Consider the following 15072-nt stretch of genomic DNA (forward strand, 5'->3'; position numbering starts at 1 on the left):
AATGGCCAATCGAATGGAGATAACAATAATGGCGTTACCTAATACAAATCGTGTTCGTTTTAGCTCCTTTTCTCTGCTGAGCGCAACGTTGCGTGCTGCAGTTCCCTATGCGCCAGCTGCCGGCGGAGCGGCGGCCTGGAGTATTGTCTGCTCCGCGCCTGCGATGGCGCAAGTCACGGGCGGGACAGATCCCGCGACGATGGTAAATAATATCTGCACGTTCATCCTTGGTCCGTTCGGACAGTCACTGGCTGTCCTGGGCATCGTCGCCATCGGCATATCGTGGATGTTTGGTCGTGCTTCACTCGGTCTCGTTGCCGGTGTCATCGGTGGCATCGTCATCATGTTCGGGGCCAGCTTCCTTGGCAAAACACTCATTGGGGCCGGCTGATGAGCGACCGACTGGAAGAGAGTATTCTCTACGTGGCGGCGACACGCCCTGCATTGTTCCTAGGCGTGCCGCTCAACTTGGCCGGATTGCTCATGATGTTAGCGGGCCTGATCATCGTCATCGTTCAGAATCCTCTTTACGAAATTATCCTCGTGCCACTGTGGCTCGGATCAAAAGTTGTTGTTGAGCGCGACTATAACGCCGCGAGCGTGGCGCTACTCTATTTGCAGACCGCAGGCAGAAGCGTCGATGGGTCGATCTGGGGCGGGGCAAGCGTCAGTCCCAACCCGATCAAAGTGCCGAGGCGAGGAAGAGGAATGGCTTAATGTTCGGCACAAGTGGCAGGACCGAGAGGTCTGGTGAGATATATCTGCCATATGTTGGCCACCTCAGCGACAAGGCTGTCCTTCTCGAAGACGGCGCAATCATGGCCATGGCACATGTGAGAGGCTTGCCCTTCGAACTGGAAGACGTTGCAATCCGAAATGCACGCTGCCGAGCGTTTAATACGCTCTTACGCAACATTGCCGATGATAACGTATCGATATGCGCCCATCTCGTGCGACATAATGATGTGCCGTCACCCCCGGCGCGGCAGTTCCGAAGCACGTTTTCTGGTAGTCTGAGTGAAGCTTATGAGCAGCGTGTGCTGCTCGGAAATCTTTTCCGGAACGATCACTTCCTTACCTTGATCGTGTACCCTCGCAGTACCGTCGGCAAATTCAGAGGCCGTTTTTTCAAGCGCTACGAAGGCAAGGAGGTCGATCTGGCAAGCCAGGCGCGGAACCTGGAAGATCTCTGGCACATCACTGCTGGCGCCCTCGACGCTTACGGTCTCCGCCGACTTGGGATTCGCGAGAAAGATGGCGTGATTTTTTCAGAAATCGCGGAGGCACTCCGGCTGATAATGACCTGCCGTTTGACTCCAGTTCCGATGGTTAGCGGCTCACTGGGCGCTTCGATTTATACTGATCGTGTGATCTGCGGCAAACGCGCAGTGGAGATTCGTGCCCCCGGAGCTAGCTACGTCGGCTCCATGTTTTCATTTCGAGAATATCCAGCGAAAACCACTACAGGTATGCTCCATCCGCTACTGTCCACGAATTTCCCGCTTGTTTTAAGCCAGAGTTTCTCCTTCCTCACGCGTGCACAGGCTCATGCCAAACTTAGCCTTAAGTCCAGTCAGATGACGAGCTCTGGTGACAAGGCCGTCAGCCAGATCACAGAACTCGCCGAAGCAGAGGACGCACTGGCAAGCAACGAATTCGTAATGGGCTCGCACCATTTAAGCCTCTGCGTCTATGCCGATGATCTCAATAGCCTTGCCGACCGCGCAGCAAGCGCCCGCACTCGGTTGGCGGAATCGGGCGCCGTCATTGTCCAGGAAGGTATTGGTATGGAGGCGGCTTACTGGGCGCAACTTCCGGGGAATACCAAGTGGCGCACGCGACCCGGGGCAATTACCTCCCGCAATTTCGCCGGCCTGGTCTCATTTGAGAATTTCCCCAGCGGCACGAATTCTGGCCATTGGGGCAATGCAGTTGCACGCTTCCGCACCAACGGCGGCACCCCTTTCGATTACGTCCCTCATGAGAATGATGTTGGCATGACGGCGATATTCGGACCCGTCGGAAAAGGCAAAACAACGCTAATGACCTTTATCCTTGCGATGCTCGAGCAGAGCATGGTTGAACGTAATGGTGCGATAGTTTTCTTTGACAAAGACCGCGGTGGTGAACTGCTGGTACGTGCCACCGGAGGGACATATCTGGCACTACGCAGAGGCGCTCCCAGCGGTTTGGCGCCTCTGCGGGGCCTCGAAAATACGTCGGCCTCGCGCGATTTTCTGCGCGAGTGGATGGTCGCACTCATCGAGAACGACGGACGTGGAGCAATTTCGTCGGAAGAGGTTCGCCGCTTGGACCGGGGCATCACCCGACAACTTTCGTTTGAGCCAGCTATGCGCTCAATCGCAGGTCTACGCGAATTCCTGTTGCACGGCCCCTCAGAGGGCGCAGGTGCACGGTTGGAGCGGTGGTGCCGAGGAAGCGCGCTCGGTTGGGCCTTTGATGGCGAGATAGATGAAGTAAAGCTCGACGCTTCCATTACAGGCTTCGACATGACGCAGCTGTTGGAGTACGAGGAGGTCTGCGCGCCGGCAGCTGCCTATCTACTGCATCGCGTGGGCTCTGTCGTGGACGGACGTCGCTTTGTCATGAGCTGCGACGAGTTCCGGTTTTATTTATTAAACCCCCAATTCGCTGCCGTCATCGACAAGTTCTTGCTGACCGTTCGCAAGAATAACGGCTTGTTGATACTCGCAACACAGCAACCCGAGCACGTTCTGGAATCGCCCGTCGGAGCCAGTCTTGTTGCACAATGCATGACAAAAATCTTCTATCCATCACCGACGGCGGACCGATCGGCCTATATCGACGGCTTGAAGTGTACCGAAGGAGAATTTCAGGCTATCCGCGAGCACATGGCAATCGGCAGCCGCAAATTTTTGCTTAAGCGCGAGAGCGGGAGCGTTGTCTGCGAATTCGACCTGGCTGAGATGCGCGAATATGTCGCCGTACTGTCCGGGCGGGCCAATACGGTGCGCTTTGCCGATCAACTCCGCGATAAATACGGAGAGGCCCCCGGTGCGTGGATCGACAAATTCATGGCACGTTATCACGAAGTGCAGGATTGACGGAGGAACTTTGATGAAATTTGCCCAACTCACAGTTACGGCGCTGACCACCTTCCTAGTGCTGCAGGGTCCAGCTCGCGCGCAGTTTGCCGTCATTGACATGGGAGCAATAGCTCAGACCATCGTGCAAATCGAAAAAACAGCCGCGATTCTCGAGCAGACAATGAACTTGGTGACGGTGTTCTCATCGTCCTTCGGCGTCACCGGTCTGTTAGGCTCGCTCAACCAAGCGAACCGATATCCCTTGACCAATCAGCTAAGCGAGAAAATGTTCGGTAGCAATAAGATACTAAGCGTGACGATACCAACCGGGTCCACGGCGCGCGCGATCATTCAAGATCGCGAAGTCTCGGGTACCGACGCGGAAGCGAAGCTGCTACTTCGACAAATTACCGGTGCTGCTAATGCCGCGGACATTGCAGCCGACAATCTGGAGAAGATGGGCCAGCGCCTGGCAGAAAACAGCAAGACGCTCGCTCAGCTGTCTAGTTCAAGGAACATCATGCAGGCCACCGTAACGAACGGTTTGCTTCTCAAACAGATCCACGATGCCATCATCCAGAACAGCCAGGCGACCAGTTTGCTGACGATGACCACTGCGCAGGCCAGCCTTCACGCCGCAGAAGAGGCGGCAGCGCAGCGACTAGAACGCGAGAAAACCGGGCGCATCTTTGGCCCGTGGTAATTGGGCTCAGATAATAATTCAAACTCAGCCCACCTGCGGTGGAAAGAGCCAAATCAGGTTGGAGCGATGAAGCTTGCAATTTCTACGCCGTTTACGGCTATACATACGTTCTTTGATCAGGCCTTCACAATTGCACTGAACTCCGTGCTCGGAAAGATCCAGAGCGCGCTCAATGCGCCTCTGGTGGCGTGCGTCACTCTTTGGATAATAGTTCAAGGCATTTTGGTGATGCGTGGTGAAATCGATACCCGCGGTGGAATCACGAAGATCATCACGGTATCGATCGTTATCTCCCTAATCCTAGGGCAGGCGAACTATCATGACTTCGTCGTGTCATTCTTTGAGGAAACGATCCCTAGCTTCGTTGACCACATCAGCGGCAGTAAGATTCCGCTGGTTGATATTCCCCACAAGCTTGATGTAATGTTCGCTCTAAGCCAAGTCTGCTTTCAGAAGATCGCATCCGAAATCGGACCGATGAATAGCCAAGACACTCTTGCCTTTGAAGGCGCACAGTGGATTTTCTACGGTGCACTTTGGGTAACGTTCGAGATCTATGACGCCTGTGGGATCCTAACCAAGCTACTGGTAGCGATCGGGCCGCTGATCCTTGTAGGCTATCTCTTTGATCACACCCGCGACATGGCTTCCAAATGGGTCGGACAGCTCCTCTCCTACGGGCTGCTGCTTCTCCTGTTGAACATCGTGGCTACTCTGGTCATTGCAACGGAAGTAGCAGCTCTCGCGGGAGTGCTCTTCGTGATCAACTCTGCGGGCACGACGGCAGCCAAGATTATCGGGCTTTACGAACTCGACATGTTCTTTCTAGCTGGTGACGCCCTGATCGTCGCGCTTCCGATGATAGCCAGCAATATTGGTGGTGGCACCTGGGCGGGTACAAATAAATCTCTCAGCCTCCGTCGCCAACTAGCCCAGATCACACGCGGTTAAATGCAATGTTCTTAAAATTGAGGTTGACGACATGAAGTATTGTTCTCTGTTTCTATTCCTCGCTTTGGCCGCTTGCAAGACGAGTGATACACTGGCGACTTGCAAGGGTGCGGCTTTCCAGCTGAATGCGGGGCGATGGCAACCCACCACATCGGATCTCGACGTCGAATGTGCGGGAGAGCCTAAATGAAGGGACCTGAGTATGGTCTCCTGGTGGGGCGAGAATCACTTTCCGCGCATTATAAAGAAGTGGAAGCCTTCCAAACGTCACGCGCGAAGTCGGCGCGGCGTCTTTCCAAGGTATTGGTCGTCATTGCGGCTGCTGCTATTCTTGGAAATATTGCGCAGGCCTTCACTATCGCCGCCATGGTTCCGTTGATCAAGCTTGTGCCCGTATATCTTTGGGTGCGACCGGATGGGACGGTTGACAGCGAGGTATCCGTGTCTCGACTTCCGGCCACGCAAGAGCAGGCAATCATCAATGCTTCGCTGTGGCAATATGTTCGCCTACGCGAGGGTTATACAGCGGACACAGCTCAATACGCCTATGACCTCGTATCGAGTTTCAGCGCATCGTCTGTTCGCCAAGAATATCAGCAATTCTTCAATTACCCCAGTCCGAGCTCGCCGCAGGTCACAATCGGCAAGCGAGGTAGGCTGGATGTCGAGCACATCTCCTCAAACGATATTGCGCCGGGAGTGCAGCAGATTCGTTACAGACGAACGCTCATCTTGGATGGTCAGATGCCAATGGTGAGTACTTGGACTGCAACCGTCCGCTATGAAAATGTCACAAGCCTGCCTGGCCAATCGAGGCTGACAAATCCAGCAGGATTAATCGTTACCTCCTACCGGGCTTCGGAAGATACCGTGTCGAATGCGGGAGGGACCCAGCCATGACAACAAGGGCCGTTCTCACACTGATCTGTTTGATTTCCTTTGCGATGGGCGTTCATGCGGAAGATACTCCTGCTGCCGGCAAACTGGATCCGCGCATGCGCTATCTGGCCTACAACCCCGACCAGGTGGTCCGAATGTCAACCGCTGTCGGCGCAACACTAGTTGTCACATTCGGAGCCGGCGAGACGGTAACAGCAGTCGCCGTGTCGAATAGCAAGGATCTGGCAGCCCATCCGCGAGGCAACTATCTCTTTTTCAAGGCCAGTCAAGCCCTCTCCCCACAGCCAGTTATTGTGTTGACTGCGAGCGAGGCAGGTACGCGACGATATGTCTTCAACATTTCCACCAGGGTCATGTCTCGACTTGATAAAGAGCAACCTGACCTATACTACAGTGTACAATTCGTCTATCCGAACGACGACGCTGCTGCTCGGCGGAAGGAAATAGAAAAGCAATCGATATTCGATGGGATGCGGGCGAAAGCGCGGTCTCAACAGAGAGCTCAGGACTTGTTGGATCAGCCGGCCGCAGCCGCCAATCCTGATGCCAACAATTTCCACTACGTCGCACAGGGCGATCACTCGCTAACACCATTGGAAGTCTTCGATAACGGAGTCACCACTGTATTCCGCTTTCCAGGCAATGTACGCATTCCCTCCATCTACATGATCAATCCGGACGGTAAGGAAGCTGCTGCCAATATTTCGATTAAAGGAGACTATATCGAGGTTTCCGCAGTTGCGCGTGAATGGCGGCTGAGGGATGGCCATACAGTATTAGGAATTTTCAATAGCGCATACGATCCCATTGGAAGAAATCCGGGCACCGGTACGGTAAGAGCCGATGTATGGCGCGTTGTGAAAGGGACGAGCCGATGAATGACGCGAACTCAGAATCGGGGCACGATGTAGATGCGTCGGGCTCCCTGGTTACCGAGCCAACTCGTCGAAGTCTTTCGGGATCAAAGAAGTTATTGATTGCAAGCCTAATTCTGGCTTCATCTCTATCTCTCATCTGGACCGTCGGATTCGCAAAGAAAAGAGGCGCCCCCCCTCCGCCGCCTCAAACACCGTTGGTCGCCAACGCGGAGCCTTTTCGCCCGGCACCGATTGAGGTTGCTCCCGATCCTCCAACACCCAAACAGGCTGTTCAGCCGTCAGCCTCCGCGCCAGAACGGAACTCTCCAGAGCTGGATGATGCGCAGGTCGCGCAATCGGCAATATTCGCTTATGATAGCGGTGATCAATCGGCTGACATTAGTCACCCCCGCGAGGAGGAACAGAACGAGACCTCGTTGCAGGCGGGCGAAGCTCCAGTCGAGAACGATCTGTCAACTCGCATGAAACCCGGTGTGCAGGAGCCAACCAGAGCCAAACTCCTGCCGCACCCTGACTTCATGATTACCCAAGGAACCATTATTCCCTGCGTTTTACAAACAGCGATCGATACGAACTTGCCGGGCTTCGTAAAGTGCGTCTTACCCCGAGACATTCGTGGGGCGACGAATAATATTGTGCTTCTAGATCGCGGAACAACCGTTATTGGTGAAATTCAGCAGGGTTTACGGCAGGGGGATGCGCGAGTCTTTGTAATCTGGAACCGCGCTGAAACACCGACTCATGCCGTGGTTTCGCTCGCGTCGCCGGGCGCTGATGAACTCGGCCGCTCCGGCATGCCCGGTACCGTGGACAATCACTTCTGGCAACGATTTGGAGGCGGAATGCTCTTGAGCGTCGTCCAGGGTACGTTACAAGCCGCCAGTCAATACGGTGAAAGTTCAGGCGGGCTCAGCGTCAACAATTTTCAAGGCAATGGTGGACAAACGGTCGATACTGCGCTTGAGGCAACGGTCAACATTCCGCCAACCCTAAAGAAAAACCAGGGTGATGCCGTGTCCATTTTTGTCGCTCGTGATCTTGATTTCTCAGAAATATACGAGCTTAAGGCGACCAACGCGCCAAAGAGAGCGAGAAGTCGATAAACAATGGCCCAAGCACCTCAACGACAATGAAGATTGGAGACTTTGATGCAAGCGGTGGCACATCCCCAATTGTATTTCCTCCTCAAACCGGTTTTGAAATGGCTTGAGGACCCAAGGACCGAAGAGGTCGCGATTAACAAGCCCGGGGAGGCATTCGTTCGCCAGGCCGGTGCGTTCAAGAAACATCCTTCATCTCTCACATGCGACGATCTTGAAGATATCGCGATCTTGGCCGGAGCGTTGCGAAAGCAAGATGTAGGACCACGAAGCCCTCTCTGCGCCACCGAGTTGCCAGGCGGAGAGCGGCTGCAGATCTGTTTACCGCCCGCAGTGCCGTCAGGTACTGTTAGTCTGACAATTCGGCGCCCCTCGACTCATGTTGCCGAACTCAAGGAAGTGTCATCCCGCTATCAAGCATCACGCTGGAATAAATGGCAGTTGCGCAACGAGCGCCGTGCTCATGAAGATGAGGAGATTCTAAAGCTCTACGCTTGCGGTGATTTGGAAAAATTCCTTCAAGCCTGCGTGACCGGGCGACTGACAATGCTGCTTTGCGGACACACAGGAAGTGGGAAAACCACGATGAGCAAGACTTTGATAAACGCTATTCCACCGCAAGAAAGGCTAATCACTATTGAAGACACACTCGAACTCGTAATCCCGCACGAGAATCATGTCAGGCTACTCTATTCGAAAGATGGAGCAGGTTTAGGTGCGGTAACTGCAGAGCAGCTCTTACAGGCTAGTTTACGCATGAGGCCGGACCGAATATTGCTGGGCGAGATGCGCGACGACGCGGCTTGGGCGTATCTGAGCGAGGTCGTTTCTGGCCATCCGGGATCGATTTCCACTATCCACGGAGCAAATCCTGTCCAAGCCTTCAAGAAGCTCTTTTCGCTCGTCAAGAGCAGCCCGCAAGGATCTTCCATGGAAGACCGTACGCTAATAGATATGCTCTCCTCAGCAATCGACGTCATAGTGCCATTCCGGACAAGCGGTGACGTGTATGAAGTGGGCGAAATATGGCTAGGGGCCGATGCCCGCAGACGCGGTGAGACAGTGGCTGATCTTCTAAACCAGCATTAACCTCGCAACCAGAGTGTCGTATCCGAGATGTGAGAACTTTAGTTTTCCCTATAGGTCCAAACCTCATCACGGGGCTGAAGAGGCCGACACGCTCTAGGTGTTTAGTCCCGGCATTTGATGGATAGGGTTGATGATGAATCGATCCGGCTCGGAAGTCCACCTTTTGCAGATGAACTCGTAGGGGTGAGTCCCTTTAGTGTCTTGAGCCTGCGTCCAAAATTGTAGGCGTCGATGAAGTCGGCGAGATGCTTTTTCAGTTGTGCGTGATCGTCGTAGTGGAAGCGCTTGACAGTAGCTTCCTTGATCGTCCGGTTCATCCGCTCGACCTGCCCATTGGTCCATTGGTGCTTAACCTTTGTCAGGCGATGCTCGATCTCGTATTCCTCACAGACTCGGTCGAAGATGTGCTGGAAAGCATTTTGGTCACAGGCCCGGTTGGTGAACTGGATGCCATTATCGGTCAGGATAGTATGGATGGTGTAGGGCACCGCCGCGATCAGGTTGCGCAGGAACTGGGCGGCATTCATCTTGCCAGCTTTGGCATAGAGCTCAGCGAAGGCGAACTTGGAAGTGCGATCAATCGCCACGAAGAGATAGAGCTTGCCCTCAGCCGTCTGCACCTCGGCAATATCGACGTGGAAGTAGCCGATCGGGTAGCTTTTGAACTTCTTCTTCGGTTCTTTGTCGCCTTTCACTTCCGGCAGGCGTGAAATGCCGTGGCGCTGCAGACACCTGTGCAGGGACGAACGTGTCAGACGCGCGATCGTCGGTTGAAGGGCATAGAGGCAGTCATCAAGAGGCAGCAATGTATGCCTTCGAAAGGCGACGATGACGGCTTCTTCTTCAAGGGAGAGGATTGTCGAATGCGGGTCCTTCGGGCCTGTCGGAAGATCGGCCAATGACGTCCGTCTCTTCCATTTGGCTATCGTCTTCTGATTGACCCCATACCGCTTTGAAAGCGCTCTCAGGCTCTCTTCACTATTTTGTATTGCTCGACGGATTGTCTCTGTCGTTGTGGCGCTCCCGTGTAGAACCTGGCCCATAGTGCCTCCCTCCACTAAGGAAACAAATGCCGGGACTAAACACCTAGACCATTTTAAGGCTCCTCACTCAAGTATCCATGTTCTCGATGAACGCCATCCAAATTATCAATTTTACAAATATATGTTATCCATTAGAAGGGCCGAAGTCGGCAAACTGATGCCGCTAGGAATCAAGGAGGTAGGATGCTTCAGAGCTGGTTGATATCGCCTGTAACCCCATTATCTCCACACGGATGTTATCATTCGCTCGTTCAACCAGTGCTCGAGCTTTTATGAATGAACAAAGCAAGATGGTTTTGATTGGAAAAGCACTGGAAGACCAACTCATAACCAAGTCGCCAAGGCGTTCATCCCGAATTAAGTAGACGGGCCCTGGGCACGTGTCTGCGATGGATCGCCAGTAAGGGTCTTTCTCTCGATTGCGAACTTTCGGGTCACCTCATCAGCGTGCCGGGAGTTACCTAACTGCACTGAGGGACTGAATACCAGACGGTGGTCCGGTACCCACCTTAAGTTTGATATAATTGAAAGGTACGCTGTTGAAGCACGTTCTTGTCTTTGATGACGACGCCGCTATGCGGCATCTTATTGTTGAATATCTGACTTCACACGCCTTCAGGCCAACCGCAGTCAGCGATAGTAGGCAGCTGAATCGCGTGCTCGCGTGTGAGCCGGTTGATCTTGTGGTTCTTGAGCTTAATCTGGGTCGTGAAGACGGATTGGAGATCATACGCAACCTGACAACAAAATGGGGAATTCCCATCATCGTGATTAGCGGTGATCGCCTTGAGGAAGCAGAAAAGGTTGTTGCACTGGAGCTCGGGGCAACTGACTTTGTTTCAAAGCCGTTTGGAATGCGTGAATTCCTAGCCCGCATTCGCGCGGCAATGCGTCGCCGGACTTTCAGTCCAGGGGCAAAAGATCGACGTTCCTTTAATTTTTTGGGATGGACATTGAACCTCAGACAGCGTCGGCTAATGTCAAAAAAAAGCGGCGAGGTCAAACTTACCCCGGGGGAATTCAATCTTTTGGTCGCTTTTCTGGAACAGCCGCGTGACGTGTTAACGAGAGAACAGATTCTGCGTGCGAGCCGAGTCCGTGGAGAAGAGGTGTATGACCGAAGCGTCGATGTCCTCATTTTGCGCCTGCGTCGAAAGCTTGAAGCAGATCCCGCGAACCCTCGTCTAATCAAAACAGCCCGGGGGGCAGGCTATGTGTTCGACGCTGATGTGGACATTCATTACGGTGACAATGGCTCTCTTAACCGTGGTCTTTACGAGGACAGGCGTCGTGTCTCGCAGAACCCATTCGTTTAAAAGTGGCGATTAGAATTAAGCCCGCGCGACTGTGTCTTCTTCTACGTCCGCCCAAGGCGCAGGCTCCGGAAGTGGACCCGTCTGGCTCTCGAAGATGCGCTTCAGTGCGCGATCGGAGTAATACCGGACTTTTCTCAGCCTCAATGGCGGGTGACCCTTTATGAGAACGATCTGGTCGTCGTCATCTAGCAGCCGCACCTGCTCAGGCCGTAATAGAGGAGCACCTTGGCTCGAATTTTGAATATTACGATCGAACATCCTCCCTTGGCTATAGGAGGTGGAGCGCGCTACAAACGTATATTCACCAATCGCTTTCGAAATATAAACAGGTGTCTCGTCATCAGCAGTTGCCATGAAGACTTGCACGCCCGTATTGCTAAGGAAGTTTTGCTTGCCGGCCTCGTCGTACGTTCCCGACAACGCTGAGAGGCTCTGGATTATGAACATAAAATGGCCCTTGTAGCCAGCTATTGTCGTGATTGCTGTCTCAATTGTGTCGAGTTTTCCGAGGTGCTTGAATTCATCGAGAAGGAATAGCACCTCGTGCTTCTCGTTCTTGTCTGGCAATGATCGTTGCAAAACAGAAACGATCTGCTGGAAGAGGAGGCGCATAAGTGGTGCGACAACCTCTAGATCGTTCGGGCTAACACAAAGATAAAGACAAGTCCTCCGACGGCGGAGATCATAAATTGAGAAGTCAGAACGGCTCGTCGCCGCTTTAACCAAGGGGTCCGCCCACAAGTTGAGGCCGCCGTCACCCATAACAGAGGTGTAGGAGGTGAGGATTTTTGTATCGTTGCCTGCCATATCATTGAAAATCCGCTGAGCTTCTTTGTTCCTAGTCTCCTCCGCGAGGCGCCCGAGGAGCTGATATTTCTCCCCCGGTTGAGCAAAGAGATCGTACACAGCGCCAATGGTTGGCGTACCACGCTCGATACAAGCAAGAATGCCAGCGACAAATAGATCCCGTGCGCCGTTGATAAATCCTTCCGCGCCCTCTCCTTTGGCTGTGATAAGATTTGCGGCCAAGCGACGCGCTTCGGTGAACTGCCGCTCTGAAGGTAACGCCGTGATATCTAATAAAGGATTGTAACAGCTCGTCCGCCGTTCTGGGTCTAGCGGGGCAAATTTGAACACATCGTCCCCACAAGTTTTGCGCGCCCTGGACGTGAGCTCGAACAACTCGCCCTTGACATCTAGGGCTATAATTGAGCCTTTGAACGTTAGCAGTGTTGGAATGACAACGCCCACGCCTTTTCCCGCTCGAGTAGGGGCAACAATAAGGCTGTGAGGCTGCGCGCCGTTGGTCAGATAATAGTCAGACCAGAATGGGCCGCCAGTCTTTCCGAACACTGGGCCACTGAGGCAGTTGTACCGCTGGAAATAACCGGCCCGTCGCATCTCACCCACCTGAGCCCAACGCGCCGTCCCGTGGTGGTCGTGCTTGCGTTGGCACAAGACCTGCTGCGCTAGCAAGACGATTCCCGACGTTGAAATGATGACGGCCAAACCCTGATAAAACAATAGGGTTGTGTATCCAAGAAAGAACGGCGACTTGTACCAAAAAGCGAACACATCGAAAGTCATCAAAGCATGACCGCTAAACCCGTAACCAAATGTTGAGTACACACTTGCAGCACAAAAACCTACGGCCAGTGAACACACCGTACTCAGTGCTATATTCAAGAGCTTTGTTTTGTTTGGTATCATCGGTCCACCAATAGATTTCTTCGATGCTAAAATGGCACGCAACAAGATGAATCGAACGCACATCAGGCGATTTGCCAGCGGATCGCGGCGGCACCTAAAAAGAAGGAAATCGTCGGGTGCGCCGCTTCATCGAGGATGGATTAGAGGTCCGGCCATTGAAGAACGGACTAACAAAAAATGAACTGAAGCCTTCAAACTGGACCAGTTGTTAGAGTTTTCCGGTGGATTTTCCTGGCTGGAAAGGAACGGAAGACGATGAAGGCATCGCAGTTTCGCACGCGCAGTGGCGTTCAGTTTGAGGCAGGGCGATGAAGGCGTCTCGATCACACATCATTCGAAGTGAAACAAGGTTCTATCGAAACGAATGACTCTTCCAAACGACGAACCAATAGCGGAATTCCACCACAAAATCACAAGTTCAAGCCGCTATCTGCACCCTTTTTGCTTTTATTCCTTAGCTTTATCAAGCATACTTTCGACGTGATGCCCTCCGCTTCACGCTGCGACCTATGTCGCTGCATTGTATCATCGAGCACGACGGTCCGGCGGTAAAAAGCGTCAATATTCCATTTTAGAGACCTCAACGGCCCGTGCGATCTCTGCTTCCCGCTGCATCTCTGCTTCTGGAGGAAGGCCTCAGGTCGTCTCGGGCGTGATTGTAAGCGTGGCTTATGGACTGCGCAATTTTACCAGCTCGCTGCAGCTGTTCAGTTGACGTTTGCGGGCCCACCGTATCACGGACTGACTTCTCAATACTTCTTATGTGTTCATCCAAATTCGCACTCCGTTCCTCTGCTACATGCCTCGGCGATTGAATGTGCTGCAATGAGGCACTGATGGCGGGAAGTGAGTGGGCCTGGGCCCTTTGATTTGCGTCTAAGTCGTGATAAGCGACAAAAATAGCATTGTGTGCATTCGCTTTGCTCTCGTAATGCAGATGAGGATCAGCAGCCAATTCGCGGGCCAGCTCAAAGATACGAGATTTATTGTTGTCATTAAACTTACTGAAGTTATGCGATACCAACAAAACTCCAGTAGCTTGATCCGTTGGCTCCATGTTGCTAATGCGATTAACAAGAGCAGTTTGCTTGGCTGGGTCTATATAATGGGCTACATTGCCGGCCGCTTGGACTTTTAACAAAGCTACAGCATCCGAGTCGAACCCCAGTCCGTCCGTCAATTTGTCGGCCAACTCGATAGCCGATCGTCCGAGCTGTTTGTTCCGCCTTTCAAATGTCGTGAGGGGAGATTCTTTCCCCCGTTCGGCTTCCCGAACAGCACTTAGCGTTTCCTTCGCGAGCAATTTGAAGTTTCGAAGATTGAGTGCTGTATCGCGCGGATTCGAGGTTACTAACTGTTCTGCAACATTGGACATTGGTCCCTGTGGAAGATCAAGGAGGTCGCGGCGTTCCTCGGCCCCCCCTAGGCGGCCGGTTGAACTTGCATTTGCGCGTGTCCGTTTGTTATCGCGATCCATTGCTCGGCTCCTAAGTCGTTTCTCTAGCCTATGAGGTTAGCAGGAATGCGTGATCGGCCAAACCGATATGGTGTTACGGTTGTAGTATCGCAGAGGCTTCTCCCAGCCCTGCGGGTCGTGGAAAGACCCCATCCAAGCCAAAGAATAAGATGAAGTTGGCCTCGCTCTAAGGCCTGCTCGCAAGCGGGAGGTGGTGAAGGGCATGTGCCGCGATTGGGCGATCTCGATCCGGCGTGCCTGTGGGGCGCTGAACTTCGTTCGTTCAAGCTACCACTACACCTCTCGCCGTGCCGATCAGGCCGGCCTGGAATGTCGTATTCGCGAGATCTGCGAAACCCGAGTGCGCTACGGCTATCGTCGGGTGCATGTGCACTTAGAGCGTGAGGGTTGGGACACCAACATCAAGCGAACCTATAAGATTTACAGGGACTTGGGCCTTCAACTACGGAACAAAACGCCAAAGCGCCGGGTCAAAGCCAAACTGCGGGAGGATCGGCAAATGGCGGTTGGACCGAATGATGTCTGGGCCATGGACTTCGTTCACGACCAGCTGGCGACCGGAAAGAAGTTGCGGGTTCTGACGGTGAAGACGATCCGTGTCGATCAGGGCACGGAATTCGTGTCACGCGATCTCGATCTTTGGGCCTATGCCAAGGGTGTGACCTTGGACTTCTCACATCCGGGAAAGCCGACGGACAATGCCTTAATCGAAGCATTCAACGGCCGCTTCCGAGCCGAATGTCTGACCCAGCATTGGTTCCTGACCCTTGCGGATGCCCGCGAAAAGATGGAGGATTGGCGCAGAGACTACAATCCTGTTTCATAACGCCCATCTTT

The 15072-nt window shown here is 53.4% G+C and carries 13 protein-coding genes and 2 pseudogenes; 12 read left to right on the plus strand and 3 right to left on the minus strand.

What is annotated here, in order from left to right:
* Window positions 1-28 precede the first annotated feature (28 nt).
* The 10 genes from virB2 (at window position 29) to virB11 (ending at window position 8689) form a co-directional block, all read left to right on the plus strand.
* Window positions 29-391 (plus strand): pilin major subunit VirB2, encoded by a 363-nt coding sequence (virB2, locus tag FFM53_RS33030; protein ID WP_138333840.1) that lies wholly within the window; start codon window positions 29-31, stop codon window positions 389-391.
* The gene (locus tag FFM53_RS33035; RefSeq protein ID WP_138333838.1) at window positions 391-717 is read left to right on the plus strand and encodes a type IV secretion system protein VirB3; all 327 of its coding nucleotides are present in this window, start codon (window positions 391-393) and stop codon (window positions 715-717) included. Before virB2 ends, FFM53_RS33035 begins: the two co-directional genes overlap by 1 nt.
* Window positions 717-3086, plus strand: a complete 2370-nt coding sequence (gene virB4, locus FFM53_RS33040; protein WP_138333836.1) for a type IV secretion/conjugal transfer ATPase VirB4 — start codon at window positions 717-719, stop codon at window positions 3084-3086. Before FFM53_RS33035 ends, virB4 begins: the two co-directional genes overlap by 1 nt.
* A gap of 13 nt (window positions 3087-3099) precedes the next feature.
* Window positions 3100-3771 carry a TrbJ/VirB5 family protein gene (locus tag FFM53_RS33045; RefSeq protein WP_138333834.1) on the plus strand — a complete coding sequence of 224 codons (672 nt, stop codon included), beginning with the start codon at window positions 3100-3102 and terminating at the stop codon, window positions 3769-3771.
* Between the two features lie 66 nt (window positions 3772-3837).
* Window positions 3838-4722: a type IV secretion system protein gene (locus FFM53_RS33050; RefSeq protein WP_138333832.1), complete on the plus strand. Its 885-nt coding sequence runs from the start codon at window positions 3838-3840 to the stop codon at window positions 4720-4722.
* Window positions 4723-4753: 31 nt separating this feature from the next.
* Window positions 4754-4912, plus strand: a complete 159-nt coding sequence (locus tag FFM53_RS33055; RefSeq protein WP_138333830.1) for a type IV secretion system lipoprotein VirB7 — start codon at window positions 4754-4756, stop codon at window positions 4910-4912.
* The gene (locus FFM53_RS33060; RefSeq protein ID WP_138333828.1) at window positions 4909-5622 is read left to right on the plus strand and encodes a type IV secretion system protein VirB8; all 714 of its coding nucleotides are present in this window, start codon (window positions 4909-4911) and stop codon (window positions 5620-5622) included. The genes FFM53_RS33055 and FFM53_RS33060 overlap by 4 nt, the downstream gene beginning before the upstream one ends.
* Complete coding sequence (gene virB9, locus FFM53_RS33065) at window positions 5619-6500, plus strand: P-type conjugative transfer protein VirB9 (protein WP_138333826.1); 882 nt, start codon at window positions 5619-5621, stop codon at window positions 6498-6500. The genes FFM53_RS33060 and virB9 overlap by 4 nt, the downstream gene beginning before the upstream one ends.
* Complete coding sequence (gene virB10 / locus FFM53_RS33070) at window positions 6497-7603, plus strand: type IV secretion system protein VirB10 (RefSeq protein WP_138333824.1); 1107 nt, start codon at window positions 6497-6499, stop codon at window positions 7601-7603. The genes virB9 and virB10 overlap by 4 nt, the downstream gene beginning before the upstream one ends.
* A 45-nt stretch (window positions 7604-7648) precedes the next feature.
* Window positions 7649-8689, plus strand: coding sequence for a P-type DNA transfer ATPase VirB11 (virB11, locus tag FFM53_RS33075; protein WP_138333823.1), 1041 nt, complete (start codon window positions 7649-7651; stop codon window positions 8687-8689).
* Between the two features lie 93 nt (window positions 8690-8782).
* Here the strand turns inward: virB11 and FFM53_RS33080 are convergent.
* Window positions 8783-9732 (minus strand): annotated as a pseudogene (locus FFM53_RS33080) (IS481 family transposase).
* A gap of 539 nt (window positions 9733-10271) precedes the next feature.
* Between FFM53_RS33080 and virG the strand changes: the two are divergent.
* Window positions 10272-11048 (plus strand): two-component system response regulator VirG, encoded by a 777-nt coding sequence (virG, locus tag FFM53_RS33085; RefSeq protein ID WP_138333821.1) that lies wholly within the window; start codon window positions 10272-10274, stop codon window positions 11046-11048.
* A 15-nt stretch (window positions 11049-11063) separates the two neighbouring features.
* Here virG and virD4 read toward each other — a convergent pair whose 3' ends face one another.
* A complete protein-coding gene (gene virD4, locus FFM53_RS33090; RefSeq protein WP_138333923.1) occupies window positions 11064-12758 on the minus strand; it encodes a type IV secretion system ATPase VirD4 in 1695 nt (564 codons plus the stop codon).
* A gap of 580 nt (window positions 12759-13338) precedes the next feature.
* On the minus strand, window positions 13339-14235 hold the full coding sequence (locus tag FFM53_RS33095; protein ID WP_138333819.1) for a hypothetical protein: 897 nt from the start codon (window positions 14233-14235) through the stop codon (window positions 13339-13341).
* A gap of 163 nt (window positions 14236-14398) precedes the next feature.
* On the opposite strand from FFM53_RS33095, the pseudogene FFM53_RS33100 reads away from it, so the two are divergent.
* Window positions 14399-15049 (plus strand): annotated as a pseudogene (locus tag FFM53_RS33100) (integrase core domain-containing protein); the annotation flags it as partial.
* Between the last annotated feature and the right edge of the window lie 23 nt (window positions 15050-15072).

The organism is Rhizobium indicum, assembly GCF_005862305.2.
Lineage (GTDB): Bacteria > Pseudomonadota > Alphaproteobacteria > Rhizobiales > Rhizobiaceae > Rhizobium > Rhizobium indicum.

Excerpts from the sequence above, each read along its gene's own strand:
- virB2 (WP_138333840.1), top strand. The coding sequence starts at position 29 with ATGGCGTTACCTAATACAAATCGTGTTCGTTTTAGCTCCTTTTCTCTG.
- FFM53_RS33035 (WP_138333838.1), top strand. The coding sequence starts at position 391 with ATGAGCGACCGACTGGAAGAGAGTATTCTCTACGTGGCGGCGACACGC.
- virB4 (WP_138333836.1), top strand. The coding sequence starts at position 717 with ATGTTCGGCACAAGTGGCAGGACCGAGAGGTCTGGTGAGATATATCTG.
- FFM53_RS33045 (WP_138333834.1), top strand. The coding sequence starts at position 3,100 with ATGAAATTTGCCCAACTCACAGTTACGGCGCTGACCACCTTCCTAGTG.
- FFM53_RS33050 (WP_138333832.1), top strand. The coding sequence starts at position 3,838 with ATGAAGCTTGCAATTTCTACGCCGTTTACGGCTATACATACGTTCTTT.
- FFM53_RS33055 (WP_138333830.1), top strand. The coding sequence starts at position 4,754 with ATGAAGTATTGTTCTCTGTTTCTATTCCTCGCTTTGGCCGCTTGCAAG.
- FFM53_RS33060 (WP_138333828.1), top strand. The coding sequence starts at position 4,909 with ATGAAGGGACCTGAGTATGGTCTCCTGGTGGGGCGAGAATCACTTTCC.
- virB9 (WP_138333826.1), top strand. The coding sequence starts at position 5,619 with ATGACAACAAGGGCCGTTCTCACACTGATCTGTTTGATTTCCTTTGCG.
- virB10 (WP_138333824.1), top strand. The coding sequence starts at position 6,497 with ATGAATGACGCGAACTCAGAATCGGGGCACGATGTAGATGCGTCGGGC.
- virB11 (WP_138333823.1), top strand. The coding sequence starts at position 7,649 with ATGCAAGCGGTGGCACATCCCCAATTGTATTTCCTCCTCAAACCGGTT.
- virD4 (WP_138333923.1), bottom strand. The coding sequence starts at position 12,758 with ATGATACCAAACAAAACAAAGCTCTTGAATATAGCACTGAGTACGGTG.
- FFM53_RS33095 (WP_138333819.1), bottom strand. The coding sequence starts at position 14,235 with ATGGATCGCGATAACAAACGGACACGCGCAAATGCAAGTTCAACCGGC.